Below are 24,872 nucleotides of genomic sequence, written 5' to 3' on the forward strand. Positions count from 1 at the left end.
AGCCGGGCCAGGCCGGCCCGGTCATCGACTGTCTTGTCGATCATGCCGCCAAGCGTGGACTTCCGGGCCTACGGGGACGGACACAGCCGGTACTTATGGAAGCGATGCTCGGACGTCGGATTGCCTTTGTCCATGTCGCCTCGACGGTGCTTCACTCCCGTGACCCCGCGATCGTCCAGGCCTGCCGGGACGGGCAAGGCTTCTTCAACGGCATTGCCGGAGAACACTGGTGCCGGCTGATCGCCGGCCAGTTCGACTGACCAGCGCTTCGGTTACTGCGGCATTCCTTGAAGCCACCGCAGCACCTCGCCGAGCAACGAGGCTCGCGATCAGCCCTTGATCTCCTCCACCGGCTGCACCAGCTGTGGACCCAGATGCAGGTAGCGCGTCGCCTTGCGCTTCGCGGCGATATCCGCCCAGACGCGCTCCACCTGCGTGACGGTCAGGCCTGCAGCGGTCGCGACGGCGTCGATATCGATGCCATTATTGAGCCCGTAGAGGCAGAGATCCATGCGGTCGTATGGCAGCGAGAAGTAGAATTCCTCCTGCGTCTGCTCCAGCGAGTAGGTGTCGGTCGTCGGCGGCCTGCGTCGAATCTCCTCGGGAATGCCGAGATAGGCGGCAAGCGCGTAGACCTGCGACTTGTAGAGATGCGCGATCGGCTTGACGTCGGCCGCCCCGTCGCCGTTCTTGACGAAGAAACCCTGGTCGTATTCCAGCCGGTTCGGCGTGCCGAGCACCGCGAAATTCAGCCGGTCGGCGTGGTAATACTCCACCTGCTTGCGCGTGCGCTGCTTCATGTTGGTGGCGGCGACGATACCCAGATAGACCGAAGGCGGCATTCGATGCTTCGACCGCGTGCCGTCGGGGCTTTGAACCACGAGCGAGGAAATATTGTAGCCTTCGCCTTCAAGCGCATTGGCAATCACGATCTTCGAGGCCCATCCATCGCCATAGTCCGGAACCAGCTCGCGAATGAAAGCATCGCGACGCTCATAGCAGCCCATCGCCTTCAACGTCGGACCGATATCCTCGATGATTGCCGCGACGCCGAAAGTCTCGGCGACGAGACGGCCAAAGCGAAGGCTTTCCGGATCGGAATCGTTTTCCGGCATGAATAGGCAGAACACATTCTTGGCGCCGACGGCACGCACGGCCAGCGCGACCGAAACGCTCGAGTCGATACCGCCGGAGAGCCCGAGCACCAGACCGCGCTTCTTCATCGTCCGCAACTGCTCACGCAGCCCGGCGACGATCCGGTCCGTTTCGGCCGCATGATCGATCGTCAGCGTCTCGGCCGAAAACGGGCGCGCGCCCTCAGTCGTTCGAATGTTCATTGGGCGGGCTCCATTGTCTCGGCTGCAAGGCGGCGGCTGACCTTACCAGTATCCGTCTTCGGAAGTTCGGTGCGGAATTCGACAATCTTCGGCACCATGAAATCTTCGAGATGGCGGGTGCAGTGGCGAATAATGTCCTTGTCCGTCAGGCTGGGATCAGAACGCACCACCAGCGCCGCGATCGCGTGGCCGAGCACCGGATCGGCGACGCCGACCACCACGGCCTCGGCGATGCCCGGGTGCGCGTGCAGCACGGTCTCGACTTCCTTGGGCGCGACCTTCTCGCCGCGCGTCTTGATGATGTCGTCCTTGCGGCCAACGAAATAGAGGAAGCCCTCTTCGTCGGTCTGGAACAGGTCGCCCGTATAGAGCACCTTTTCCCAAGGGTTCGGCCCCGGCCGCAGCATGCGCTCGGTCGCGGCATCGTTGCGCCAGTAGCCTTGCATGACATGGGGACCGCGAATGACGAGTTCGCCGGGAACGCCCGGCGGCACGCGTTTTCCCACGTCATCGACGACGAAGGCCTCGGTATTCGGGATCGCGATGCCGACCGAGCCCGGCCGGCGGTCGAGTTCTTCCGGCGGCAGATAGGTGCAGCGCTTGCATTCCGTCAACCCGTACATCGAATAGAGTCGGGCGCCCGGAAAGAGCCCGCGGAGCCGCGCAATATGCGGCGGCGGCAAGGCAGCGGCGGTGTTGGAGAGATAACGCAGGCTTGGCAGGAAGCCGGGTTCCAGATCCCGCATCTGCAGGATCATCGCCGCCATCGTCGGAACCAGCGGGAAGCCGGTAACGCCCTCCTCCCGGATCCGCTCGAAGATCGCATGCGGGAACGCGAAGGATTTTTCGAGCACCAGCGTCGCGCCGATCCGGATCGCCATCAGCAGCTGGTAGAGCCCGTAGTCGAAGGCAAGCGGCAATACGTTGAGGATGATATCGTCCGGTTCGTTGCGCAAATAGGTGGTAATCGACTCCGATGCCGCATCGATGTTGCGATGGGTCATCATCACACCCTTCGGCCGACCGGTCGAACCCGAGGTGTAGATCAGCATCGCCAGGTCGACATCGATGCCGCGATGCGGCACAGGCGTTGCCGCTTCCGCGAGGCAGGTTTCGAACGAGATCGCGTCAGCCGGCGTCTGGCCGTTGGGCGCAGCCGTCGAGGCAACGAAGAGATCCGATTTGTCGCTCAGCGCCTGCGCCTCCGCCACGATCGGCATCAGCTTTGCCTGCGTCAGGATCGCCGCCGCCTCACAGTCGGTGATGATGTAGGCGAGCTTGTCCGCCTTGGTCGAGGCGTTGATCGGGCTGAAGGTCGCGCCGGCCTTCAGGATCGCGAAGATCGAAACAGCCGCTTCCCAGCAATTGTCCATGAAGACGAGCACGCGATCGTTGCGTTTGACGCCGGCCCGCGCCAGCGCGGCAGCCAGCCTGCCCGATAGATCGTCGAATTCGCCGTAGCTGAGGCGACGGCGGTCGGTGACCAGCGCCGTTTTCGCCGCTTGCCTGGCGGCATTGCCAATAAGGAATTGCTCGAACCGCATGGACGCCCCCTCGCGTCTTGATTATGCCGTGGCTGGCGCCCCGACCCGGGCCTCGATGAAGGCCGAAATGCGCGCAAGAGAATCGAGATTCGCAGGCACGATGTCGGCGTCGCCCATGACAATGCCGAACTGGTCTTCGATGAAGGCCACCAGTTCGAGAACGCCGGTTGAATCGATGATGTCATTCTCGATGAGCGAGGCTGTATCGGCGAGATCGTAGGATGTATCGCCGAACAGGAAGTTTTCGATGACGAAGGCTCTAACCTTGTCTTTGATCGTTTCCGTCATGTGGTTCCCTTTCCTAAATGGTTCAGGCTGCTTCCGCCGCGCGGACGCTGGTGCCGGTAAAGGCTTGCAGCCAGAGCTGTGTCGACAGGACTCCGACGAAAGCCGCATTGTCGCGGAAGCCGGTGACCGGCTGCGACTGGCATTTTTCGTAAAGCTTCGTCACGGCTTTGGCATTGAAAAGCCCGCTGTCGCTGACGCGCGCCTCGCTCATGGCATCGCGGACGTAATCGAGTTCGCCCACTCCGGTGAAGGAATGGCTGTCCGGCGCTCGATAAGGCTGCTTGGTCCGCTGGCCAATGGACGGCGGCAACAGATCCTTGGTCGCTTCGCGCAGGACATGCTTCTCCACCAGCCCCTTCAGCTTCATTTCGGGCGGTAGACGGGTCGCGAATTCGACGAGGCGATGATCGAGGAACGGGAAGCGTCCTTCGATCCCGTGGGCCATGGCCATGCGATCGCCCTGGCTTGACAGGATATACCCCGGCAGCAGGAAGCGGCTTTCGAGATATTGCGCCTGGTGCAAGGGGTGCCAGCGTCCGAAGGCTGCCGGAAGCCGGCTCGCCAGATCCTCTGCCGCATCGTAGTTGCTCAACCGCGTACGCAGATCGCCTGAGAAGAAGATCTTGGTCGCCGCCGTGCTCTTGAAGCGTGGCCGGTGCGAGAACAGCGGATCGTCGAGCGGCACGTCGCCGGCGCCGAAGAACGCGGCGAGATACTCCGCCGATTGTTGCTGCAAGCCGGGGATGTAGGGATAGAGCTTGCGGAAGAGGTGCGGGCGCATGCGCGACCCGGGCTGGCGGCCGCAGAACCGACGGACCCGCGCCTCCTTGAAGATATCGTAGCCGGCAAAGACCTCGTCGGCGCCTTCGCCCGTCAGAACCACCTTCAGCCCCTGCTCCCGGACGCGACCCGAAAGTTGATAGAGAGGTGCCGGCGCCGTTCGGATGATCGGTCGCTCCGCAAAGCGGATCACCTCCGGAAAAGACCGCGCAATGTCGCCCGCCCGGCAGGCAACCGCGCTGTGATGCGTGCCTAGCGCTGTCGCCATTTCCATTTGGAATGCGCTCTCGTCATGCTCCACGCTATCGAAGGTGACGGAGAATGTCCTCAGCCCCTGCGGCGCCATGCCGGTCGCCATCGCCGCGACTATGGAGGAGTCGAGCCCGCCCGAAAGGTAGGAGCCAACGGGAACATCGGCGCGCATCCGGATCCGGGTGGCATCCGTGAGCAGCGCACGCAGCTCTTCGGCAGCGGCACGCTCGTCCGTGAGCAGCGGCGATGCCCCGCAGTCGGGATAGTCGAGTTGCCAGTAGGGGCGGATCGCAACCTTGCCCTTTTCTGCAATCATGAGATGCGCCGGTTCAAGCTCATGAATGTCGCGAAAGCCGGTGCGCGGCGCGATCGGCGCCCAGAGCGTGAAGATTTGGTCGAGCGCGATCGGATCGAGTTCGGCAGAAACGCCCGGCACCTGAAGCAGGGCCTTGATTTCGGAAGCGAAATAGAACGTGCCGCCATGGTTCATGTAGAACAGCGGGCGTACGCCCATCCGGTCGCGTGCCAGCATCATCCGCTGGCGGCGGCGATCCCAGATGGCGAAGGAAAAATCGCCATTGAGACGGGACAGACACTCCTCCCCCATGACATCGTAAAGATGAAGGATCACTTCGGTGTCGCTTGAGGTTCGGAAGCGCCGGCCCTTGGCACGCAGCTCATCGCGCAATTCGACATAGTTGAAGATCTCGCCGTTGAAGGCGATCGTCAACTCACCGCTCTCGTCCGACATCGGCTGCTGGCCGTCGCCGAGACCGACGATCGACAGGCGAGCATGACCAAGTCCGGCCTCCTTGTCGACGAAGACGCCGTTCTCGTCCGGGCCGCGATGCGCAATTGCGGAAACCATTCTCTCGAGGAGGTACTTTGCGTCTGGAATTGAGCCGAAATAGCCACCGAAACCGCACATGTTCAAATACTTTCACACCGGTCGATCACCACCGAAGCATAATCCGCACGAGGGACTCATGGGTTAAATCTCCGGCATTTTCTGGTTGTATGGTAAATGCCACAGTTCGGGCGCAAAACCCGACATAGAGGCAGGGAAGTCTAACCTTAACGCTCCGAAATTCTTGTTTTCGATATCATTTTAAACATCAGATAGAGACACAGGACCGGCCAAAGAATGCAGATGAGTAGCCCGGCAAAACGATACATGTTCCAAGGCGCACGCGCCTGTAAACCTTCAAGATAAGTCATCGCCAGGAGAAACGAGGCGGTCAGGCAATAGGCGGCAGTCGCAAAATACACCCATGACATGCGATCGCCCTCACGACACAACATCAAGCTTTCTGCATGACCCCTTCGATCGACCTCAATCTGACGACAAAGACATGCAGCAAATCAAAGTACTACAACAACCTTTGCGCGTCTCAAGTGACGCGCGACGTTTTAGCCAATAGCAGTCAAGAAATTTATAGCACTGAAAATTACGTCTTAAAACGAAGAATTAACATTCTCTAAAGAATGGTTAACCATGCCGGCTTCGTAGCTGTTGCCGGTTGGAGCCTGTCTCGCTCGAGAATGAACCTGCAGCACCTGCCTTGAACGCCTATAGCCGCGCGTCTGCGCGAAGAGACAGCCATCTGATACACGCGGGTGGATGGAAAACGCCAATTGCCGTTGTCGCAACCGCCTAGCGGTCGTGCCGTCTCGAAACGAACAAAAGGTCGAAGCCCCGAAACTCCCGGCGAGCAATCGATTTGCGCAGCGCCGCCCAGATCGCCGAGGGATTGTCCAGGCGGAAGCCGCGCAGGCTGCGGATCAGGCGCATCGTGGCTGTAATCGTGCGAATTGCGCGCACCACCGAAGGACCGCTCAGCGAGGCAAAGAGGATTTGCGGATGCACCGCAAGCAGGACGCCGGTGGTGCGTTGCGGATCGATAGCCCGGAACTGATCCAGAGCGCGGTACTCATATCCCTCGATGTCTATCTTGAAGCAGAGCCGCTCGGTGCGGGCCATGGCCTGAAGCTCGGCTATCTTAACCGTCTGTGCTCGGATCGCCTCGCCGTTGTCGTCGGCAATCAGCGCGGAGGTTTCCGAGCTGCCGAAACCGCCGCCGACGGAGTGCAGCACCAGCACCTCGTCCTCGGAAAGCGCGGCGTTGATCACGCGCACCTCCCCGCTGTTTTCCGGCTGCATCTCCTTGAGTATACTGAAGCAGACGGGGTCGGGCTCGACGGTGATGACGTTGTCTGCGATCTGCGCCGCCCAATAGGGCGTCACCCCGATCCATCCGCCGATGTCGATGAAGGTCGTCTTGCGATCGACAAGGCGCTCGATGTTCTGAAACGTACAAGGCTCCCAATCGCCATTCTGCAGCCGCGCGAAGAAGCGCTTCTTCTCCGGCTTGTCGGGAAACTGAACGGTTTTGCGGAAATAGGTGATCGAACGCATGTCGCCTGTCTAGCCGATAAAACCGCCAAGCGGAATCGCTTTTGCGAAAGGCTCACATGCCCTGAGAGAATGTCTCAACATGGTACAGCTTGGGTTGCGAGGCGCGTCAGGCGTCGACCCGCTCGACCTGGTTACGGGCTTCGCTGAGCTCGGCCGTGGTCTGGGCCAGGCGGTCAGCCAGGACACGCATGATTTCCACCGCCATCTCGGGAAAATCGGCCAGCAGCTTGAGGAAGTCCTCCTTGCGAATACGCAAGGCTTCGAGCGGTGTGGTGGTCCGCACGGTTGCCGTGCGAGGCGTATTACAGAGGATGGCGATTTCGCCGACAATCGAATTTTGCTCAAACTCGGCAATCTTGAAAGGCCCGCCGGCGGTGTTGATCAGTACCTCCGCCTTGCCGGAGAGAATGACATAGGCCGCATCACCGATATCACCCTGATAGAACAGTGCGTCGCCGGCACCGTACATGACCCTGTCGGACGTGAAGGCAAGAAGTTTCAACTTTGCCGGCGGCAATCCTGAAAACAGGGTTATCCGGCGCAGCATTTCAACTTCATCCTTGAGCAACATCACAATCCTTGTCTCCGATTTCCCGTCGGGAGCAGTCTGCCTCCCGCATCGCGGCGGGACCATATGCTCGTGCCCTGACATTAATATTACATCAAGATGCCATTTCCTTGTAGTCGCGTCCGTCATCCACTGCGGCATCGGCACCGGTGTCATGAATCAGGCGCCCATTCTCGAACTTTGCGACACGGTCGAAGAGGTCCATCAACGAGGGATTGGCAAGAACCCAGACGATCGCTGGATCGCGCCCGGCCCGGTCAAGCATCGAGAAGACGTTGCGCACGACCTGCTCCTGGACGCGTTGATCGAGCGCAAGCAGCGGCTGGTTGAAGATATAGAAATCGCAGGCGCGGATAAGCGCGCGCGCAAGATCGAGCTTCTGTCGCTGCGCTGCCGTCAGACGTTTGCCGCCCGCGCCGACATTGTAGTCGAAACCGAAGGCCAGGACTTCGTTATAGAGGCCGCCGGCTTCGAAGAGATCGCGGACAATCGCCCGGATTTTTTCCGACCCATCGGCATGCTTGTGGCCAATACGCCCGAAGAGCACGTTGTCGATGATGCTGCCTGAGGCAATGTAACGGTTCGGACGATAATGCTCGATCATTCCAGCGAGGTCGGCCGGCAACCCCTCATCGAACTCACGGCGCGTGGCAACAACCTTCGCCATCACCTCATCCGTCAGCAAACCGAAGCGGTGCCGCGGCTCGATGTAATCGAAGCACAGCCGGATGATCTTGATCTGATCGTCTTCGGAAACCTCGGTCTTGCCGCGGCTGCGCACCTTCTGCAGGATGGCTTCGTAGACAGGTATTTCCTCGGCGGTCATGAAGGTCAGTTGCTGGAAGAACGGGTGATCCGGCGGCAAGTCGCGAAACAGTTCGACCACGTTCTCCGCAATCTCGAGCCCCATCTCGTAGAAGGTGTCACGCAAGCCGACCCGCTGCAGGATCGTCTTGAAGAAGGGGTGGTTCTCAAGCGCGTTCGCCCACATCGCCTGATCGGTGATCGTGCCAAACAGCATGTTTTCGCCGATCGTTGCCTCGATGTTGTAGGTTCCCGGTTCGAAGAACACGACGAGATCGCTGAGCTTTTCCTTTTCGAGACGCTGCCTGAGCGCGCTGCGCATTTCGACGATGCCGGCTGCGAACGCCGCATGGCGGTTCGCGTCGATCGTCGAGCGGACGGCCAACGCCATCACGTCATTGGTCAGCAGCACGGCGTCGAGAACCGGGCGGATCTGCACGAGCAGATCATCCGGACCGCTCGCCCCGGCCGAACCGTAGTCGACCCAGTCGCTGTTGACATCCAGATGTGGATTGCCGGCCAGGCGCGCCTCGGTCACTTCCCACTTCCGGTGCGAAGCGCCCTCCCCTTCGTAGTTTACTTCCGTCAGCGGAGCGTGCTTCAGGCCGTAGAGGATGTTGTCGCCGAGGCTGCCTTGGAACACGTAGACATCGGACGAAGCGTAGGCGATCCGACGTCCAGTAACCGATTCCGGGATCTCCAGAATATCCTGCCCGCCGATGACCACCTTGCCGCTCGCCGGCCAGACCAGCCGGCCGAAGGCCTCCGCCAGCACCTCGCCACCGCCTGTCAGCGCCACCTTCTCGCCCGGCTGCACCTGAAGCGACACGTGGTCGAGCACGGTCGAGCCGCCGTCGTCGACCACCGTCAGGTTCACCGCCGCCAGCGGACCGCGCAACGATTCGATGGCCCCCGCCGCAACGGCCTGAACCTTCGGATCGAGCAACGGATCGATGCTGAATTGCTCGACGACCTGCGCGTACTTGACCTGAACGTCCTGGCGGGCCTGATCCCAATCGATCAGTTCCTTCAGCGGACCTGGCAGGTCCTTATAGGCGCCGATGACGGCGACGAGCTGACCGATATCGAGGCGCCCCTGCAAGGCGAAATAGCCACCGATCGCGTAGAACAGGAAAGGCGTGACCTGCGCCAGGAAATTGTTGATGAACTTGACGAGGAACTTCCACTGGTAGAGGTCGTAGCGGATCTTGAAGATCCGGCCGAGCCGAGCCGCGATGTCGGCGCGCTCATAGTTGGAGGTATCGTGCCCGCGGATGGCGCCGATACCGTCGACGATTTCGCTGACACGACCGGAGAGTTCCCGCGCCGTCAGCTGCCGTTCACGCCCAAGCACCAGCAGTCGCTTGCGCATGCGCGGGATGATGATCGCCTGCACGGCGACGATCAGCGTCGCGATCAGACCGAGCCAGAAGCTCTGTAGCAGGATGAACACCAGCGCCGTCAGCGCCTGGCCGCCGAGCAGCGCAGGCGAGACGAAGGCGTCACCGGTAAAACCGCCGAGCGGCTCGACCTCATCCTTGATCATCGTTGCGATTTCGGCCGGCTTCACTCTCTTGAAGTGGCTTGGCGGGAAGCGGAGGACACGATCGACGAGTTCGAAGCGGATGCGCCGCAACAGGCGCTCGCCGAGCCGACCCTTGAAGGTGTTGATGTAGAACTTGAAGAGGCCGTTGATGACCACCAGCAGCAGGAACACCAGGCTGAGCGCGAGCAGCATGCCTTCTCGACCGAGATGGAAACCGTCAAAGACATTGATCGTTCCCAAATACGGCAAGTCGAACGAAATCGGCAGGAAGGCCTGCGTCGCCTCCGGACTGTCGAAGCCATCACCCTGGATCGGTCCATTGACGATCTGCTTCGGTAGGTCAAAGGACAGGAAATAGGGGATCATCGACAGCGCGACGATCACCAGAATCCAAAGCTGATCCTTGCGCGTGTGGGTCCAGATGTAGCGGGAAAGGCGTGGTTCCATGTGTCTGGCAATAGGACCTTATTGAACACGATAGCTGCTGGCGTGGCGGGCCGCCGTATGCCCCACCACGCATCATTCCTCGGCGGAGCCTCCGGATGGGTGCCTGTCGGCGCTCGATCGCGAAGTGGATGCCTGCATATTCCGTCCGGCGCCGAATCCGGTTCTGTCGATTATGCAGGTGCGAGGGAAATCTGCAATGGACGCGGTTCCGACTCCACTGCCGCGAAGGCAACCACAGAGAATGTCACTCTCCGAAGCACACGCCGATATTGCACTCGCCCGACACCCAGCTTACAACGAGCGCATGAAACACACCACCCACCCTCCTTCCCAAACCAGCGATTGGTACGAGCATGCCTTTGATTTGGCCCGCGGTATCGCCGCCTATACGCAGAGCCCCCTCGTCGAAGGCGTCGCGAAGGTAATCGCCAAACATCCCGAAGCCCACATCGCCAACGCCTTCAATCACAAGCAGGTTGCCTGCAAGGTTTGGGCGCGCGACACGCTTTTGAAGGTTGCTGGTTCATCCTACGCCAGGATTGCGATTCTGGGCGGTTGGTATGGCATCCTGGGCGCAATGCTGCTGGAGGATGCGCGCTTCAACGTGGCTGCGGTCGACAGCTTCGACATCGACCCGGACGTGGAAACGGTTGCGCGAACCCTGAATTTTGCCTTCCCGGAGAAATTCCGTGCGGTCACGGCCGACATGTATGCGATCGACTATACGACGCTTGGGGCCGACCTGGTCATCAACACGAGCTGCGAACACATCGCCGATCTGAGATCGTGGCTCGATCGCATTCCCGCTGGCACGCGCGTCCTCTTGCAATCCAACAACTATTTCAGCGAGCCCACCCATATCAATTGCGTGGCTTCCGTCGAGGAGTTCAGGAAACAGGCGGCGCTGACGACAGTCGAATTTGCCGGCGCCCTGCCGACGACGAAGTATACCCGCTACATGCTGATCGGTACGGTCTGAGAGCGGCTGGCGAGCCGCAGCGAAGCGAGCTATCTGAATAGCGCCGCAAACCGGCCCCGCGTTCGCAGAAGGCGCCGCCCGCGCGGAGACCGATCAAAGAGCCGTGCGGCTTTCCAGGATTTCGGCGGTCTTCATCGCGCCGTCCAGATCCAGCGGCGGAATGTTCGGCTTCGGTCGCGCCAGCATCGCTTCGACATCGCGCGCCAGCCTCTCGGGCGTCACGTCGGCCTCCGGCAGGACGCCAGCAAGGCCGAGCTTTTCGAGCCGTTCCGCCCGGGTCGACTGCTCGGTTTCGCCGCCGGCGACGAAGGGGATCAGCAGGGATCCGCAACCGGCGCGGATGATGTCGCAGACCGTGTTGTAGCCGGCCTGAGAAACCGAAAGCCGCACGCCCGAAAGCAGGCTCGCGAAATCCTTTCGGAAGCGGAAGAGCTGCACGTTGACGGGCGCGGCGGCTTGGAAGGCGTCATAGTCCTGCTGCGGCAGGTTCGGCCCCGTGACCAGGCACCATTGCAGCTCGCGCGGCAGCAAGCTCGCCGCCTGCAACGCCGCGCCGATCAGTTCCTTGCCCACCGCACCACCACCGGCCGAAACGAGCACGTCGAACGTTTCCGCCGGAGCGTCCGGTACATTCCCCGCCACGAGGCCCGTATAGGCGACCTTGTCCTCGATCTCGGCCGCATAGGGATAGGTCTCTTCGAGCCGCGCAAAGGCAGGATCCCCATGCACGAGCACGAGATCGAAGTATGCCATGACGACGTCGAGTGTTTCCTCGGCGCGGCCGGGTTTCGTCCGCTCCTGCAGGATGTCCCTAAGCGAAGCGGCAACAAGGGGTCTGGGGGTCTGCCTTTCGATCACCTCGAGCAAGGGCATCAGCTCGAAACGCATCTGCCGGCGGCCGAAAGGGAAGGCTTCGAAGATGACGATATCGGGATCGCAGGCAAGGTACGCCTCGATCAACAGCTCCCGGCGCCGATCCTTGAAGGCGTCGCTCACCGGATTTCCATCGCTGTCGGCAAGGCCGGAAAACCCCTTGTCGCCGGCGAGCACCGGCGGAAGGGCCACATGCTTTACGTCATTCCCCGGGAAACCCGGCACCGGGCTGCCGCCGGTCACGACGGTCACCTCGAACCCCCTGGCAGCAAGTGCGCTCGCGATCCGGCTCGCCCGCGCCAGATGGCCGATGCCGAGGAGATGCTGCACGTAGAAGAAGACACGGCGCGCACGCATCACGCGGCTCTCCATTCGCTGGCAAACAGGGCGGCAAGCTGATCGATACTGGTGTGGTGGTCGAATTGCGCGCGGACCTTCCGCTCCGCCGCACCGCCCAGGCAGTGACGAAGCGCGGGATCTCGGATGAGTTGCTCCAGGGCGCGTGCAAGCGCCTGCGGATCTTCCGACGGGACGACCCTGCCGTTCTCGCCATCGACGAGAAGTTCCGGAACGCCGGAAATCGCCGTCGAGACACACGGCAATCGTTGGCTCGACGCTTCGACAAGCACGTTGGGCAACCCGTCGCGATCGCCGTCGGCGGTGATCCGGCAGGCAAGCGCGAAGATATCGCTCGTCCGGTAATGCGCCAGCACGTCGGTCTGGTCGAGCGCGCCCTTCCAGGCAACCCTGCCGGAAACGCCAAGCTCGGTCGCAAGCCTCTTGAGCTTGCTGGTCAGCTCACCGGCACCGATGTGCTCGAACCGCCAATGAAGGTCCGCCGGCAACAGCGAGAGTGCCTTCAGCAAGACGTCGTAGCCCTTCTTGTCGACGGCGCGGCCGACGCTGACGATGCGGACGGGATCCGAAGGGTCGGAACCATTGCGGTCAGAATGCGTGCCCTCGAAACGCGGGAAACGATCAAGATCAAGGCCGTGGTAGCTCAGATGCACCCTCGCCTTTTCGCTCGTCAGGCTCTTCAGATGTTCGTAGCCCATGCGCGTGCAGGTAACCGTCCAGCGCGCCCGGCCAAGCTTTTCGGAAAGCTCCCAGTCCGGCGACGTCCAGATGTCCTTGGCATGCGCCGAGCAGGTCCAGGGCGTACCGGCGATCACGCTGGCATAGGCCGTCACCGAGGCAGGCGTATGGATGAAATGCGCGTGCAGCCAGCGCGGATTGCCCGGCCATTCCGAAGCGAGCACCACCGCCTGCCCGAACCGGCGAAAGCGGTTGCGGCTGAAATCGCGGCGCAGGTCTTTCAGAAATAGCCCGAATGCCGGGAAGAAACCCGGCTTCGGCAGAGAACGCGCGAGACCGCGCAGCACCCGCAGCGGCTCTTCATGCAGATATTCGGGCAGATAGTGAACATCGGCACGAATCTCGTCATGCACCGGATGGCGCTTGCTGTCGGTCGGACGGCGAAGCGCGATCAGTACGAGGTCTAGTCCGGCCCGCTCGAGGCCAAGCAGTTCCTGCGCGATGAAGGTTTCCGAAAGACGCGGATAGCCCTTCAGCACGACTGCAATCTTGCGATCTGTCGGCAATGCTTCAGCTCGATTTCTTCACGATATTCAAGTGGTCGCTCGACGGCCGGTCGAGCCACCGACCAACGATCTCGGAGATATGCACGAGCCCTTCCAGCCGCAGGCCGTTGGCGGTGCTTTTCGAAGGCGGCGCCCGGGACGGCATCGCCTTCAGCGCCGCCGCCAACCGCAGCGGATCTTCCGCTTCGTCCGGCAACAGCATTTCGACGAGCCCAAGCTCGGCCGCGCGGCGGGCGCGGATCAACTGCTCCTCGCGCGGTTGGATGCGCGGCACGATCAGCGCCGGTTTGTCGAAGGAGAGGATTTCGCAATAGGTGTTGTAGCCGCCCATGGCGACGACGCCCTTTGCGCCGGCGATGAGCTCTTCCATGCGATTGTCGAACTCGATGATCTTGATATAGGGGATGTTGCTGCCCTTACGGATCAACTTTTCCCGCTTCTTGACCGGCATATAGGGCCCGAGCACGATCAACGCATTATGCGTAAGCTCCGGATCCTGCTGGTAAGCGTGGATGACATCGTGGATCAGGTCCGCACCGTCGCCGCCGCCCCCTGTGGTGACCAGGATATAATCGCCCTGCGGCTTGTGGCCCGGCAGTTCCTCCCGCGGGACGCTACGCTGCAGGAAGCCGACGAAATTCATCCGGTCGCGGACAGCCGGCGGCACTTCGAGCTCGGTCAGCGGATCGTAAAAATCCGGCGGGCCATAAACCCAGATCGTATCGTAATACTGCTCGATCTTGCGCATGGTGTCGCGCCGCTTCCACTCCGCTTCCAGCAGGTGTGGCGCATCCATGACCTCCCGCAGGCCCAGGACCAACGTCGTGCCATGCGCCTTCAGATAGGTCAGCGTCTCCTCCACCTCGCCGCGCAGACCCATCGGCTCCTTGTCGACGATGAAGATGTCCGGCTTGAAGGTCTCGGCTGTGTGGCGAATGATTGCCTGACGCATCTTCAGCGTCTCGTCGAGCTCGATATGACGGTCGAGCGAGGTGTAGTCGCCATTGTGCAGCTTGATGACGCTTGGAATCTTCACGAAATCGACGCGCGCACGGTAGTCGAACGCACCGGCGATCGTTGCGCCGGAGATGATCAGGATGTTCAGACCGCGGTAGTCTTCCACCAGGGAATGCGCGATCGTGCGGCACCGCCGGAGGTGCCCGAGCCCGAACGTATCATGGCTATACATGAGGATCCGGGCATCTTCAAAACGCCGCATCATGCAAGAAACCTTTCGCTCAGGATCAATGAACCGTTTGGCGCTGACCGATTGTCAGCTTCAAATCGGGCTTCATTTGTAGGGATCGGCGGCGTCACGCAACCCATCTCCCAAGAAGTTGAATGCCAAAATCACAAGAATGACCGGAATTGTGGGAAATAGGAGCCAGGGGTAGAAAGCAATAACGCTGACGCTCTTGGCCTCCGTCAAGAGAATGCCCCAACTGGTGATGGGGGGTCTGAGACCGAGACCGAGGAAGCTCAGAGCCGTCTCGCCGAGGATCATGCCGGGGATCGAGATCGTCGCAGTGGCGATCAGATGCGACATGAAGCCAGGCACAAGATGCCGGCCGATGATGCGGCTGCTCTTTGCGCCCATCAACTGGGCCGCAAGCACGTAATCCTCCTCGCGAAGCGCCAGCAGTTTCGAGCGCACCGCGCGCGCAAGCCCCGTCCAGTCCAGGAGGCCAAGGATGATCGTGATCGCCAGATAGATCAGGATCGGACTCCAGGTCGCCGGCATGATCGCTGCGAGCGACAGCCAGAGCGGGATGCTCGGGATAGACTGCAGGACTTCGATGACGCGCTGGACGATGAGATCGAAGACGCCGCCGTGGTAACCCGCAAGGCCACCGATGACGATGCCGAGCACGAAGCTGACGGTGATGCCGAGCAGTCCGATCGTCAGCGAAATTCGGGCACCGTAAATGATGCGCGACAGCACGTCGCGACCGAGACGGTCCGTCCCCAGGAAGAACGCCTGACCGTCCTTCGCCGGGCAAACGAGATGCACGTTGCTGTCGAACAGGCCCCAGAAACGATAGCTGTCGCCCCGGCAGAAGAAACGCAGTCGCTGCACGTCCGTGACATCGTCGGCATAGTTGCGCTTCAGCGTTTCCATATCCAGCGTCATGGTCCGTCCATAGACGAAGGGACCGACGAACTGGCCCTCATGGAACAGGTGCACCGCCTGCGGCGGTGCGTAGATGTAATCCATGTTGCGGGTATGCAGGTTGTAAGGCGCCAGAAACTCAGAGACGACGATCGTGAGGTAGAACACGGCGAGGAAGATGCCGGAGACGAGCGCGAGCCGGTGGCGCCGGAATTTCCACCACATCAGGCGAAGCTGGGAAGCCTGGTTGACGCGTACCTGCTCGTCCGTCATCGCCTCGACTGAATAGGGATCGAAGGGAGCAGTCGATACGTAATGCGGCAAGGGCTCGCCGGGCGCCGGAAGAAATGACGTCACTTGGTGCTCCTGCCTTGCAGCCGAATTCGAGGATCGAGAATGGCAAGCGCGATATCGGAAATCAGCACGCCGATCACGGTCAGAAACGCGAGGAACATCAGGAACGAACCAGCGAGATACATGTCCTGGCTTTGCAGGGCCTTGATCAGCATCGGCCCGGTGGTTTCCAGCGACAACACGATCGCGGTGATTTCAGCGCCGGAAATGATCGCCGGCAGGATCGAGCCGATATCCGATATGAAGAAGTTCAACGCCATGCGCAGAGGGTATTTGACCAGCGTGCGCATCGGCGAAAGGCCCTTGGCGCGGGCCGTTACGACATACTGCTTCTGCAGCTCGTCGAGCAGATTTGCGCGCAGACGCCGGATCATGCCGGCTGTGCCCGCCGCGCCGACGATAACGACGGGGATCCAGATATGTTCGAGGATAGACTTCGCCTTGGCCCAGCTCATCGGCTCGGCCAGATACTTCTGGTCCATCAGGTGGCCGATCGAAATCCCGAACCAGATATTGGCGAAATACATCAGGATCAGCGCCAGCATGAAATTCGGAATGGCAATGCCGATCAAACCCACCAGCGACAGGCCGTAATCGCCCCAGCTATACTGGTGGGTCGCGGAATAGATGCCGATCGGAAAGGCGATCAGCCAGGTGAAGATGATGGTGACGAAGGAGACGAGGATCGTCAGCCACAGACGGTCGCCGACGACGGCGCTGACCGGCAGTTCGTATTCGAAGGAATAGCCGAAATCGCCTTGCAGAATGCCGCCGAGCCAGTAGACGTAGCGCAGGACCGGTGGCTGGTCGAAGCCGTACTCCTTCCTCAGCGCCTCGATCTGCTCCATGTCGACGCCTTCGCCCTGCGCCTTGATCTCGGAGACATAGCTCTCGAAGTAGTCGCCGGGCGGCAGTTCGATAATGGTGAAGACAAGTGCCGATATGATGAGGAGGGTTGGAACCATCGCTGCGATACGCCAGAGAATATATCGCAGCATGTCAGGCTTCCTGCTCGATCCAGAAGGTATCGGTTTTGTAAACACCAAAATATGACGTGGGATCGAAGCCGTAGAGCCCCGTTTCCGGCACATTCCGCAGCTTCTTCGCCACGAGGATCGGCTGTAGCGAGGCGTTGACGATACCGATCGAGAAGACCTGGTCTGTGTAGATCGACAGCATGCGGGTCCAAATCTCCGTGCGCTCGGCGTCTTCAGCCGAATGCCGCCAGCGTTGCAACAGCTCCGTCAGTTCAATAGCGGCAGGCAGATCCGGCGGCTGGCCCATTTCGCCATGGGACAGGTAGTTGAGCCCCCAGACCGGCCATTGCAGCTGGTCGTCAGCCGTCGGCGCCAGTTGCCCCGGGTTCATGCCCGGCGTCGGAACGCCGTTGTCGAGCCCGAACCACATCGACATGACGATCTCGCCGCCGACAGCACGGCTGCGGAACGTGTCGCGCTGCGAGGTGCGGATGAAAAGCGATATCCCGACCTTCTGCCAGTAGTCGGTGACGAGCTGCAGCACGTCCGTCTCGAGCGTGCTTTCGCCGGCCGTTTCCACGACGATTTGCGCGGCCCTGCCATCGGGCAGGACGCGAATGCCGTCACTATCGCGTTGCGTCAAGCCCGCTTCGTCGAGCAGTGCATTGGCTTGAGCTGGATCGTGGGCCACCCAAGCGTTGGCGAACTCCGGACGGAACAGCGGGCTGTCCGGCAGAACCGTGTCGGCGCTCTCCTTGGTCAAGCCGTAGAAGACTGCCTTGTTGATCTCGGTGCGGTCGATGGCCAGCGAGAGCGCACGGCGAACGCGCACATCCTGCAGCAACGACCGCCAGACCGTGTCGGAGCAGTTGAGGTTCGGCAACAGCGCCAGGCGCGAGCCTTGCGTCTTCTTCCACAGAAGCACCTTGACCGGGTACCGCTTCTCGGAATCCTTGAGGAAAGTATAGTCGACAAAGTCGATGCCCGTCGCCTGAAGGTCGCTTTCACCCGTGCCCGTCTTCGCCGGGATCAGCGCCGACGAGCTGACGTTGAGCACGAACTTGTCGATATAGGGAAGCTGCAACCCGTTCTCGTCGACGCGGTGGAAGTAGGGGTTGCGCTCAAAGATGAACTGTTCGGCAGGAAGCGGCGTCGTGTTGCGCCATGGATCGAGCGTCGGAAGCTCAGGATTCTCAGGGCGATAGGAGCGAGCCATGCGCATATGGAGCTGGCTCCACTTCTTGACGCGCTGCTCCTTCATCAAAGCCTTGAGCTTGTCTTCTTCCTGATATTTCTCGTGGAACTGCTTGAGATAGGCTGAAGGCACCGCCACCACCAGCGGTTGCGGTGCGGCGAGCTTCTGCAGGAAGTCCGGGTTCGGCGTCGACCAAGTATAGCGAACGGTTCGTTCGTCGATGACTTCGAACTTTCCGGCTTCGCCGTCCATCACCAGCGCAGTCGGCAAACCGGCGGGGCTCAGCTTCTCGTTGTTGAGCACATCGTCCCAGCAATAGCGGAAGTCCTCCGCCGTCAGCGGCGTCCCGTCGGACCACTTGTGCCCTTCTCTCAGGTGGAAGGTGAAGATGCGGTCCTCGACCGTCTCGTAGCTTTCGAGGACATCCGCTTCGAGCTTCAGCGTTTCATCATAGCCGACCAGTCGGGCATAGCCGTAGACGGTCATGAGCCGGATGTCCTTGGCACTGCCGATGATCATCGTCACGTCACCGCCGTGCTTGCCGGGCGTGCGCCCCAGCGCCGCGACGTTGATGACACGCGGCGTCTTGGGCAAGCGCTCGCTGACCGGCGGAAGCTTGCCGTCGGCAATCAGCTTTTCCAGAAACGCCGGTTCACCCCCAGCAGCCAGGAGCCGCATGGGGAATGCCACGGTTGCAAGCAATGCCAGTACAGTTCGGCGGGTGATCATGGCCGTAACTCCCTTGCATCCACGGACCGGCGCGCCAGCACGAAGTGGTCGCCACCGAGATCGGCGGGGATGAGCGTGTCGCCAGCGTCGTCGACACGGAACTGCGGTCCCCAGCGCCGCATATCCGATCCTTCGCTGTCCTTCAGCCTGTCAAAGTCGAGCGGCCGATCGAGATCCGGATAGGGAACGGCCGCCAACAGCGACTTGGTATAGGGATGAACCGGCTTGCGCATCAGCACCTCGCGCGGGGCGAGCTCGACAATGCGGCCGGCGCACATGACGGCAATACGGTCCGCCATGTAATCCACGACAGCGAGGTTGTGCGAGATGAACAGGCAGGTCAGTCCCAGTTCCTTCTGCAAATCCTTGAGAAGGTTGAGGATTTGCGCCTGGACCGAGACGTCGAGCGCCGATACCGGCTCGTCGCAGATCAGCAGCTCCGGCACGAGCGCGAGAGCCCGCGCAATGCCGATGCGTTGACGCTGCCCGCCCGAGAAACTGTGCGGATAGCGGTTGATGAAGCGCTGGTCGAGCCCGACGGCTTGCAGCAGTTCGCGCACGGTCTCGACGCGCGATTTGCCCGTTCCGCGCCCATGGATCTCCAGGGGCTCGCTGAGAATGTTCTTGACGGTCATGCGCGGGGAAAGCGACGAAACCGGGTCCTGAAACACCATCTGGATCTTCGACCGGAGCGCCTTCAGTTCGTCGCCTTGAGCCTTCAGCACATCGACCGGACCTTCGCCGTTGTCGAAGGTCACCGAGCCGGTGTCCGGCGTTACCGCCCGCATTAGGATCTTGCTGACGGTCGTCTTGCCGCAGCCGCTCTCGCCGACGAGGCCCAGGCATTCGCCGCGGCGGATATCAAAGCTGACATCGTCGACGGCGCGGTGATGAGAACTTTCGCCCCCACCAAACCAGGACGATTTTCGCGTTCCATATGTCTTCGAGAGGTTACGGACGGACAGCAGCACCTGTGGGCCAGCGCGCCGGTTGGCCACCGAAGTCCCAAGCACTGACCCGGCCTTGACCGGCACTTCGCGCAGCGCCTTCAGCCGTTCGCCGGGCTTCATGTCGAAATGCGGAACGGCGGCCATCAGGCCCTTGAGATAGGGATGCTGCGGGTTGCGGAAGATGGCCTCGACAGGACCAGCCTCGACGATCTGCCCATGATAAATCACCACAACCTCGTCGGCCATGTTGGCGACGACACCGAGGTCGTGGGTGATCAGCAGCATTGCCATATTGAGCTTCACCTGAAGCTCGCGCAGAAGTTTAAGGATCTGCGCCTGCACCGTCACATCGAGCGCGGTCGTCGGCTCGTCGGCGATCAAGAGGGCCGGCCGGCAGATCAGCGCCATCGCAATCATCGCGCGCTGGCGCATGCCGCCGGAAAGCTCGAACGGATACATTTCGTAGGCGCGCTTCGGATTGGCAAAGCCAACATAGCCGAGCAGTTCCTCGGTCCGTGCCCGGCGTTCAGCCTTTTCCGCATCCGTGTGGATCTTCAGCACCTCGGAAATCTGGTTTCCGATCGTATGGAGCGGCGACAACGACGTCATCGGCTCCTGAAAGATCTTGCTGATACGCGTGCCGCGCAGGCTACGTATCTCATCACCTTCCCGCTCCAGCGAAAGCAGGTCGATGGGCTTTGCCGCCGTGGTGGGATCGTTGAACAGAATTTTGCCACCAACCCTGGCGACGTTGGGCAAGATGCCCATCACCGCCTGGCTGATTGCCGACTTGCCCGATCCCGACTCGCCAACGAGCGCCGTGACCTTGCCGGACAAAATCCTGAAATTCGCATTATTGACGGCTTGAACTTCGCCGCCAAGCACCGAGAATGTGATCCGCAGACCTTCAACTCGAAGCAGGTCCGCCCCAGATGTCATAGCAGCACGCTTCCCTCATTGCTTTTTATCCGCCGCCTCTAAAAAAAGACTAGCGCAGCTTCAGAGGGCTGTCCAGCATGGCCAACTGCAACCGGAGCATTGCCCCGTGCATCTTCAGTTGGTTAGAGCGCGGGGCACGTCCCGCCCTTCAGCACGTCGGCGCAATTCGGCGAGCGGCGGAAGTCGTCATAAAACAGCGACCAGTCGGTCGTATCGGCAGCCCGATAGGGGCCGAACTTGAAGTACTGGTTCTTGCCGAGCCCCTTGTCGGCGTGGCCGACATGCCCCGCCACCGTGATGATCGGCTTGCCGTTGGCGAAGAGTTCGATGCGTCCCGTGCCACCGGCCCCCGGCAGCGTGTAGATCGCGAAGTCGATCCAGCCGGACTTCGGATCGGGCAGCGGGTTGCCATGGTTCGTCACCTTGATGGCATCTGTGCAGGCGTTGAACAGACTGCCGTCTTCCGGTTTCCAGTTGCTGTCGGCGGCGACCAGCATACGCATCTGGTTGACGCTAGGCCGCCCCCACACGGGGATTTCGCCAGGTTTGCAGCTCGCCGGCGTACCTTCCGGGCCGGATGACAGCGGCGCGATGTAATTCGTCTCCACCGTGACGAAGAGCTTGCCCGCCTCGAGGCGTAAAGCAAGGAACGGACTGAAATCACCTTCGGCGCCGGGATCGATCTCACGCTTCCATTGGGCGATCAGATAGCGATGATCCTCCTTCGGGACCGGATCGGCGAACTTGACCGCGAAACCATACCAGACCCCCTGGTCGTAGGGCACGCGTAGCGCCGTCTTCTCCCAGATCTCGGCTCGCTCGCTACAACCGTCGAGGGAATCCGGACAGGTCGGAACGACGCTCAGCTTGAGTGCGCCTTTGCCGGTGTGCGTCACCTGGTTTTGAAATTCCACCGTGCCCGCACTCTGCTCGAAGTTATCGCGATAGTAGAGCCCGCCTTCGGGTGCGAAATTCTGTCCCTCGAAGCCGTCTGACAGTTTGCTTTCCCACGGCTGCGCCATCGCGCCTCCGGCCATGGCGATGCTGGCGGCGACAAACACGGCTCGGAACATTCTCCCCCCTATTGAAGCATCTTGTCGATAAGGCCGCGCGGCGGCTGAAGCGGACGAGTATTGCGGTGAAGCAGCATGACATGTTCCGCCTCGGAAAGTCCATCCTGCAACACATCGTCGAAGCGCTCATCTGCTCTGGCAAGCAACGCTGCATCGTTGGGGTAGAGAATCGTGAATTTCTGCCGCACTCCGCGCAGTTTTTCCTGGCCGAGCGCCGTCCAATCTCCGCCGCAGTAATTGACGAAGGCCTCGCTGGCGACGACGCTATGCGCATATTTCTTGGTGAGGTTCTGCAACCGCTGCACTTCGTTGACGGCCGAGCCGAAGGCGGAGAAGGTCAGCCGGTCGCGCAGGCCGACATTGCCGAACATCACGTTGCCGACATGCAGCCCGATGCCATAGCCGATGGGATCGCGGGATTGCTTGCGCCGTTCGCCGTTCAGCATCTCCATGCGCGCCGTTGCTGCGCGCACGGCGGCAAAGGCCTCGCGGGCGGCAAATTCGGACGGCTCCTTATGGCGCCCACACGGATAGACGGCGATGAACCCGTCCCCGACGAAGCTTAAGATATGGCCGCCATTGCGATTGAACGGCGCGGCGATCGCGTCGAAATAGGTGTTCAGCGTCTCGATATAGGACTGCCGCCCCTCCTTCTCCGCCAGCATCGTCGAGCGACGCATGTCGGCCATGACCAGGATCGCGCGCACGGTTTCGCCGTCGCCGCGGCGGACCTGGCCGCTCATCACGCGCCGACCGGCGCTGGAGCCGAGATAGGTGGTCAGCATATTGTCGGCGAGCTTTCCGAGCACCGCCATCTTCGCGGCGACCGCCAGGTGGTGCTGAAGCTTGAGCAACGCCCCGATCACATCATCGGTGAAGCCGCCATGGCGATCCGTCGTCCAGGATCCGACCATGCCATGCCCCGAATCGGCGCCGAGCGATTGCATGAAGGCCAGGTAGTCCGTGGCGCCCATCTCCTTGAGATCGTCGAAAATCGGGAACTCGGACGGCATATCCTGGTAAAGACGCCGCCGGACATGCTCGAGATTGTTGTTGAGCAGATAGTAGTAGGGGCTCTGCAGGAAACGCTCGGGATTGAGCGCCAGCTCTTCGTGCCGAAGGCCGCTTACCTCGACGCCCTTGCCGCGGATCCAGGTAAAACCAAGCGCATCATAAAGCGGATGCAACATCGAAAAGGAGAGATGGACGCGCATCAGCGGCAGGCCGGCGGCAGCGAGCCGCTCGCAAAAGCCTTTGACGATCGTTTCCAGCGGCGCGTCGCTGAGCGACGTCCGCATCAGCCAGTCGGCAACCCTGTCGATGAGGATTTCGGATACGTTGTCGTTCGTCGGGGCCATTTCGCGTCCTCACCATGACAGACCGTCCCGCGTCAGCATCCGGAGACGACGAACGCCCCGGCAAGTTGCCGATCCATGTTCGCGGTGGATGATGATGAGCCGTGCCCGTTAAGAAAATGCTCCAACCGATTCCGGCGTCGATGACGTGCAGGCACCCGGAATGCGGCACTTATATGGTGCAGATATTGATGCCACCCGGCGATTTCCAGAGGCCGTGCAAAGTTTTTCTCGCATGATGTTTTGATAGAGGGCTCAAAGGCCTGTCCTTCGGCGTGACGCAGTGCCTCGCTTGACTTGGGGCTTGTTTCTCTCCAACAAACCACGACATGTTCGCGCGGCGTCACGCGTCTGTCCACGAGATCCGGAAAGCAAACTTGACCTCACCTCATTTCGAAAGCCTGCTCTCGTCCATCTCCGCCTCGAGCGCCAAGGTCGGCGTCATCGGTCTTGGCTATGTCGGCCTGCCGCTCGCCATCGCCGCTGCTCGCGCGGGTTTTGCCGTTACCGGCTTCGACATCGACCCCACCAAGATCGTCGCGCTCGACGCGGGCAAGTCCTACATCGCCGCCGTATCGGACGCCGCGCTCGCGAAAGAGAGCGGTGCCGGCCGCTTCCGCTCGACGACGGACTTTCAAGAGCTGGCGGACTGCGACGTCATCATCATCTGCGTGCCGACGCCGCTTACCAAACACCGCGACCCGGATCTTTCCTTCGTCGAAAAGACGTCACGCGCGATCGCGGCGACCCTCAGGCCTGCACAACTCGTCGTCCTGGAATCGACCACCTATCCCGGGACGACCGACGGCGTCGTACGCACCATCCTCGAGGAAACCGGACTCAGGTCCGGCAGCGACTTCTTCGTCGGCTTTTCGCCGGAACGCGAGGATCCCGGCAATCCGACCTACGAGACGGTGAGCATCCCGAAGGTCGTCGCCGGCGATGGACCGCAGGCTTCGGCCCTGATGGAGCGGTTCTATGCAGCCGTGGTGAAAACTGTCGTGCCGGTCTCCTCCAACGCCACGGCGGAGGCCGTGAAGCTCACCGAGAACATCTTCCGCTCCGTCAACATCGCCCTCGTCAACGAATTGAAGATCGTCTACGAGGCCATGGGCATCGACGTGTGGGAAGTGATCGAAGCGGCGAAGACCAAGCCGTTCGGCTATATGCCGTTCTACCCCGGACCGGGCCTCGGCGGCCACTGCATTCCGATCGACCCCTTCTACCTCACCTGGAAGTCGCGGGAATACGAGCTGCCGACACGCTTCATCGAGCTTGCTGGCGAGATCAACTCGGCCATGCCGCGCCATGTGGTCAGCCGCCTGGCCGAGGCACTCGACCGCAAGGCTGGCAAGGCGCTCAGCCGTTCCAACGTCCTCGTCGTCGGCCTCGCCTACAAGAAGAACGTTCCGGATATTCGCGAGAGCCCGTCGCTGCGCCTGATCGAGTTGATCGAAGAGCGCGGCGGACGCACTTCCTATCACGACCCCTACGTCGCCGAGATCCCACCGACACGCGAACATGGTGCTTTGAAGGGCCGGCGTTCGGTCTCTCTCGACGCGCAAACAGTCGCGGCGTTCGATGCCGTGCTGATTGCCACCGATCACGACCAGGTGGATTACGTGGCCCTCGCCGGTTCCGCCTCGCTCGTCGTCGATACGCGCAACGTGTTCTACCGCAACGGGCTGACCGGCGAACATATCGTCAAGGCTTAGTCCGCCGAGCCCGCCAAAGGCTGCAAACCGGCGGCTTCTC

18 protein-coding genes and 1 pseudogene are annotated in these 24,872 nt (G+C 61.2%); 3 read left to right on the forward strand and 16 right to left on the reverse strand.

All coding sequences use genetic code 11. From position 1 onward, the window contains the following. Positions 1-260 (forward strand): annotated as a pseudogene (locus ACTJKM_RS30855) (hypothetical protein); the annotation flags it as partial. A 69-nt stretch (positions 261-329) separates the two neighbouring features. Here ACTJKM_RS30855 and nadE read toward each other — a convergent pair. The 7 genes from nadE to ACTJKM_RS30890 form a co-directional block, all read right to left on the reverse strand. Beyond that, the gene (gene nadE / locus ACTJKM_RS30860; RefSeq protein WP_058328042.1) at positions 330-1,337 is read right to left on the reverse strand and encodes an NAD(+) synthase; all 1,008 of its coding nucleotides are present in this window, start codon (positions 1,335-1,337) and stop codon (positions 330-332) included. Then, the gene (locus ACTJKM_RS30865; protein WP_058328043.1) at positions 1,334-2,881 is read right to left on the reverse strand and encodes a class I adenylate-forming enzyme family protein; all 1,548 of its coding nucleotides are present in this window, start codon (positions 2,879-2,881) and stop codon (positions 1,334-1,336) included. Before ACTJKM_RS30865 ends, nadE begins: the two co-directional genes overlap by 4 nt. Before the next feature lie 21 nt (positions 2,882-2,902). After that, positions 2,903-3,169 (reverse strand): acyl carrier protein, encoded by a 267-nt coding sequence (locus ACTJKM_RS30870; RefSeq protein WP_057251289.1) that lies wholly within the window; start codon positions 3,167-3,169, stop codon positions 2,903-2,905. Between the two features lie 22 nt (positions 3,170-3,191). Beyond that, entirely contained in the window at positions 3,192-5,129 is a 1,938-nt protein-coding gene (gene asnB, locus ACTJKM_RS30875) for an asparagine synthase (glutamine-hydrolyzing) (RefSeq protein WP_440661574.1), read from the reverse strand. A 726-nt stretch (positions 5,130-5,855) separates the two neighbouring features. Further along, on the reverse strand, positions 5,856-6,617 hold the full coding sequence (locus ACTJKM_RS30880; RefSeq protein WP_058328046.1) for an FkbM family methyltransferase: 762 nt from the start codon (positions 6,615-6,617) through the stop codon (positions 5,856-5,858). A 106-nt stretch (positions 6,618-6,723) separates the two neighbouring features. Next, entirely contained in the window at positions 6,724-7,188 is a 465-nt protein-coding gene (locus tag ACTJKM_RS30885) for a cyclic nucleotide-binding domain-containing protein (protein ID WP_057251293.1), read from the reverse strand. Between the two features lie 91 nt (positions 7,189-7,279). After that, positions 7,280-9,982 (reverse strand): ABC transporter ATP-binding protein, encoded by a 2,703-nt coding sequence (locus ACTJKM_RS30890; RefSeq protein ID WP_113514526.1) that lies wholly within the window; start codon positions 9,980-9,982, stop codon positions 7,280-7,282. Positions 9,983-10,286: 304 nt separating this feature from the next. Between ACTJKM_RS30890 and ACTJKM_RS30895 the strand changes: the two genes are divergently transcribed. Further along, positions 10,287-10,961, forward strand: a complete 675-nt coding sequence (locus ACTJKM_RS30895) for a class I SAM-dependent methyltransferase (RefSeq protein WP_113514540.1) — start codon at positions 10,287-10,289, stop codon at positions 10,959-10,961. 93 nt (positions 10,962-11,054) lie between these two features. Here the strand turns inward: ACTJKM_RS30895 and ACTJKM_RS30900 are convergent, their stop codons facing one another. From ACTJKM_RS30900 to ACTJKM_RS30940, 9 genes are all read right to left on the reverse strand, one after another. Then, positions 11,055-12,191 carry a glycosyltransferase family protein gene (locus tag ACTJKM_RS30900; protein WP_440639052.1) on the reverse strand — a complete coding sequence of 379 codons (1,137 nt, stop codon included), beginning with the start codon at positions 12,189-12,191 and terminating at the stop codon, positions 11,055-11,057. Next, positions 12,191-13,435 carry a glycosyltransferase family 4 protein gene (locus tag ACTJKM_RS30905; protein WP_440639054.1) on the reverse strand — a complete coding sequence of 415 codons (1,245 nt, stop codon included), beginning with the start codon at positions 13,433-13,435 and terminating at the stop codon, positions 12,191-12,193. The genes ACTJKM_RS30900 and ACTJKM_RS30905 overlap by 1 nt, the downstream gene beginning before the upstream one ends. A gap of 4 nt (positions 13,436-13,439) precedes the next feature. Continuing rightward, positions 13,440-14,657 (reverse strand): glycosyltransferase family protein, encoded by a 1,218-nt coding sequence (locus ACTJKM_RS30910; RefSeq protein WP_440639056.1) that lies wholly within the window; start codon positions 14,655-14,657, stop codon positions 13,440-13,442. A gap of 69 nt (positions 14,658-14,726) precedes the next feature. Further along, entirely contained in the window at positions 14,727-15,902 is a 1,176-nt protein-coding gene (locus ACTJKM_RS30915) for an ABC transporter permease (protein WP_440639058.1), read from the reverse strand. Further along, complete coding sequence (locus ACTJKM_RS30920) at positions 15,899-16,897, reverse strand: ABC transporter permease (protein WP_058328051.1); 999 nt, start codon at positions 16,895-16,897, stop codon at positions 15,899-15,901. The genes ACTJKM_RS30915 and ACTJKM_RS30920 overlap by 4 nt, the downstream gene beginning before the upstream one ends. Before the next feature lies 1 nt (position 16,898). Continuing rightward, complete coding sequence (locus tag ACTJKM_RS30925) at positions 16,899-18,800, reverse strand: ABC transporter substrate-binding protein (protein ID WP_112996869.1); 1,902 nt, start codon at positions 18,798-18,800, stop codon at positions 16,899-16,901. After that, on the reverse strand, positions 18,797-20,689 hold the full coding sequence (locus tag ACTJKM_RS30930; RefSeq protein WP_058328053.1) for an ABC transporter ATP-binding protein: 1,893 nt from the start codon (positions 20,687-20,689) through the stop codon (positions 18,797-18,799). The genes ACTJKM_RS30925 and ACTJKM_RS30930 overlap by 4 nt, the downstream gene beginning before the upstream one ends. Before the next feature lie 122 nt (positions 20,690-20,811). Next, entirely contained in the window at positions 20,812-21,762 is a 951-nt protein-coding gene (locus ACTJKM_RS30935) for a polysaccharide lyase (protein WP_440639061.1), read from the reverse strand. Between the two features lie 8 nt (positions 21,763-21,770). Beyond that, on the reverse strand, positions 21,771-23,120 hold the full coding sequence (locus ACTJKM_RS30940) for an adenylate/guanylate cyclase domain-containing protein (RefSeq protein WP_058328055.1): 1,350 nt from the start codon (positions 23,118-23,120) through the stop codon (positions 21,771-21,773). A 374-nt stretch (positions 23,121-23,494) separates the two neighbouring features. On the opposite strand from ACTJKM_RS30940, the gene ACTJKM_RS30945 reads away from it, so the two are divergent. After that, positions 23,495-24,832 (forward strand): nucleotide sugar dehydrogenase, encoded by a 1,338-nt coding sequence (locus ACTJKM_RS30945; RefSeq protein ID WP_058328056.1) that lies wholly within the window; start codon positions 23,495-23,497, stop codon positions 24,830-24,832. Positions 24,833-24,872: the final 40 nt, after the last annotated feature.

It is taken from the genome of Ensifer sp. 22460 (assembly GCF_052044935.1).
Taxonomy (GTDB): Bacteria; Pseudomonadota; Alphaproteobacteria; order Rhizobiales; family Rhizobiaceae; genus Ensifer.